Source organism: Plesiomonas sp. (assembly GCF_051650925.1).
Lineage (GTDB): Bacteria > Pseudomonadota > Gammaproteobacteria > Enterobacterales > CAMTGL01 > Plesiomonas.
Genome location: NZ_JBOFRH010000163.1, coordinates 1 through 3,295, shown reverse-complemented (window position 1 = coordinate 3,295; position 3,295 = coordinate 1). Strand labels below are relative to the sequence as shown.

Below are 3,295 nucleotides of genomic sequence, written 5' to 3'. Positions count from 1 at the left end.
AACCACCAATCGCGGACACTGGAAAAGTTACTGATGCAAAACCGCATCCCATACAAAATCTCTGGCGGCACTTCATTTTTTGCCCGCGCCGAAATTAAAGACATCATGGCGTATCTGCGTCTGCTGACCAACCCTGATGATGACACCGCTTTTTTGCGCGTGGTTAACACTCCCCGCCGTGAAATTGGCCCTGCCACGCTTGAGAAACTCGGCACTTGGGCGCATACCCGTAATAAAAGTCTGTTCGCTGCCAGCTTTGATCTGGGGCTAGAGCAACATCTACAAGGGCGTGGTTTGGATGCTCTGCGGCAGTTTACCCGCTGGATTGTGGAGATTGGTGATCGGGCAGGGCGCGGCGATCCGGTTGCCGCACTACGCGATTTGATTCACGGCATCCACTATGAAGCGTGGCTGAATGAAACCTCGCCAAGCCCGAAGGCCGCCGAGATGCGGATGCGTAACGTCTCCACCCTGTTCGGCTGGATCACCACCATGCTCGAAGGCGATCAACACAACGATAATGAGCCGATGACCCTACCACAAGTAGTGCAACGCCTGACCCTGCGCGATATGCTGGAGCGCGGTGAAAGTGATGATGATGCTGATCAGGTGCAACTAATGACCCTGCATGCATCTAAAGGGCTGGAATTTCCGCATGTGTTTTTAATCGGCATGGAAGAGGGCATTTTGCCGCATCAAAGCAGCATGGATGAGGATAATGTGGATGAAGAGCGCCGATTAGCCTATGTAGGTATTACCCGTGCGCAGAAAACCCTGACCTTTAGCCTGTGCAAAGAGCGCCGCCAGTATGGTGAGCTGATCCGCCCCGAGCCAAGCCGTTTTTTACTTGAACTGCCGCAAGATGATCTGAACTGGGAGTTGCGTAAAGCCCCCGCCAGTGCTGAGCAACGTATGCAGACCGGCCGTGCCGGTGTCGCCGGATTGCGCGATATGCTGGCAAAAGCCAAAAATAAACCCAGTTAATGATACTAACGGCGTGATTTACGAGTTTGCAGATAACGGGTATTGAGCAGATTCACCAGCAGTAATGAGCGTTTTTCGCCATCGGGCTCAAGATAGATGGCGGATAACCCCTCTACCCATGAGGCCTCTGACTCAGCAGTATCTGCTGACTTTTTATCATTACTTGAATGATTGCTCTGATTGGTGAGTGGCGTATTCACGTTGAGCTTTTCAATGCCCTGCAGTGGCGCAGTCTGTGTAGATTGTGTTACTGAGGTCTGCTCTGTGGTGGTATCCAGAAAGCTTGGATCAAAGCTGGCATAAGAGTGCTCAAGACCACGAACAACCTCATCCGGCACTTTTGCCAGATCATCACCAAAGCGTACCACGCGTGCCACACCACGGGTGGCATGCACCTTGGTGACACTGAACACATCAGGGTCAAAGTGTACAAACAAGTAGTTGGGAAACAGCGCTTCCTGCTCTTCTCGCCAATGCCCGCGGCGTAACTTTTTCACCGTCAGTACCGGGCAAAAATGGCGGATAGCCTGCATATCTAAATGCTGCACCGCCCGCGATTGTTGCCCGCGTTTACAATAGAGAAGATACCAAGCATTCATAAGTGTTTGAGTACATTAAATTAAATTCATACCGTATTAGTAACAATTATGTCATAAATAACCGGAAGCTAATAAGAGGAATACTCTTAAATTTGGCTAACCTCCGCTATAATATGTAATAAGAGTTGTACTCAAATCTCTGCATGACCGTGTTATACCTGCCTGCTGTATTGTGTTATGCGCCCACTGAGTCACGCGCTCATAATAACTCGCGCATAAAATAATCAGCCGTTAATAAGCAGCAGGCATGGTAGCTGTGCGGTATAAGCCCCGATTACAAGCCTTGAGTCATGTACTCAATGGCAGCTTTGATCTCATCATCACTGCAGTCAGTACAGGTTCCGCGCGGTGGCATTTGATTTATCCCGCTGATGGCGTGTTTTTGTAGCGTATCAATGCCTTGCTTCAGGCGCGGCCCCCAGAGTGCAGCATCACGGAACTTCGGCGAACCCAGTACACCTGAGCCATGGCAGGCAACACAGGCACCGTTATACACCTGCTCACCGGTACGCGGCCCGGCAGGTTTGGCCGCTGCTGCTTTATCTTCAAGATACACACCGCCGACCGGTTTTATCCGCTCGTTAATCGCATCGTGCGACATATCTACCGCCCACACTGTAGAAGAAAGGCTTACCAGCAGCACTGCAAGGGTCTTCACTGACCGAGTTATCCGTGTCTTCACCGTATTGCTCCCAAGATAAATACGTTTATATGTTTGTGCTTGCTTATTTTTTGCGCGATATTACCGATATTACGTTAGTTGCTTATTAGCAACCGGTGACATAGCCTATTTTTAAGCTTCACCAAACGCGCACTTTGTTGCGCGATTATAAGTTAACTGTAAATAAAATGAAGTGAATAATAACGTGATTTTGTGTCATGTTTATAGCTAAAATGCGAGGCTAACGGCAGGTTTACAGACTGATACGGACTATTTCAGCGTTACATTTGGCGCAGCTCGCACATTCCCTTATAATCAGCGCGCGAAATTTTTCGGAATAGATCACACGAATACTGAGTAAATTAAGCGGAGTACTGGCAAGGGTTGTGACCCAAGGACGAGTATTTTTATGGATATTTCCTGCGCTTATCAAAAGGTTACATATCATTTTCACGCTACATTCAGCACTTTAGGAGCTGCAACCTAAGGGCGGTAGCGTGTGCGTTTACCTACAAATCATGTAATTCTCCTATTTTTAATGACAGGCCTTCTATTTCATGTCTAAAACACCTGAGCCACAACCGAACCCGTATTTAATGCCACAGGGCGCGTACCCACTGTATATGCAGCAGCCTTCACACCACAGTGATGAAATAGACCTGTTCGAGCTGGTTGGCACTTTGTGGCGTAAAAAGTTAATCATCATTGCGGTGATGTGCGTTACGACCTTGCTGGCGGGGGCATATGCATTTACCGCGAAAGAGCAGTGGACAGCTAAAGCCTATCTACAGGCCCCGCGCGTAGCTGATATGGGGAATTACCTTGATTTGCGCCGAACATATGAGCGTATTTTAGATAACAATGTGGATACAGGAAAGCTGGCCGAGCGGTTGTTTTCTGATTTGATGCTGTTAGCTCAATCACCAGATGAAAAGATTGCTTTTTTAAAGCAAAGTGATTATTTCAAGCAGTTAGAACAGACGCTGAGCACTCCGTTAGAAAAGCAAGCATGGTTAAATAAAGCCGTTGAGTCAGCATTAGTGATTACGCC

The 3,295-nt window shown here is 48.3% G+C and carries 4 protein-coding genes; 2 read left to right on the top strand and 2 right to left on the bottom strand.

Going from position 1 to position 3,295, the window contains the following annotated elements; all coding sequences use genetic code 11:
* On the top strand, nucleotides 1-984 hold a 984-nt coding region (locus ACRC27_RS03830), incomplete at its 5' end, for a 3'-5' exonuclease (RefSeq protein ID WP_438639229.1).
* 5 nt (nucleotides 985-989) lie between these two features.
* Here ACRC27_RS03830 and rfaH read toward each other — a convergent pair.
* Together rfaH and ACRC27_RS03820 are read right to left on the bottom strand one after the other, a co-directional pair.
* Complete coding sequence (gene rfaH, locus ACRC27_RS03825; RefSeq protein WP_438639228.1) at nucleotides 990-1,583, bottom strand: transcription/translation regulatory transformer protein RfaH; 594 nt, start codon at nucleotides 1,581-1,583, stop codon at nucleotides 990-992.
* 274 nt (nucleotides 1,584-1,857) lie between these two features.
* Nucleotides 1,858-2,241, bottom strand: coding sequence for a c-type cytochrome (locus ACRC27_RS03820; protein WP_438622607.1), 384 nt, complete (start codon nucleotides 2,239-2,241; stop codon nucleotides 1,858-1,860).
* A 560-nt stretch (nucleotides 2,242-2,801) separates the two neighbouring features.
* On the opposite strand from ACRC27_RS03820, the gene ACRC27_RS03815 reads away from it, so the two are divergent.
* Nucleotides 2,802-3,295 (top strand): Wzz/FepE/Etk N-terminal domain-containing protein (locus tag ACRC27_RS03815; protein WP_438639227.1); only part of this gene is annotated, 494 nt, incomplete at its 3' end.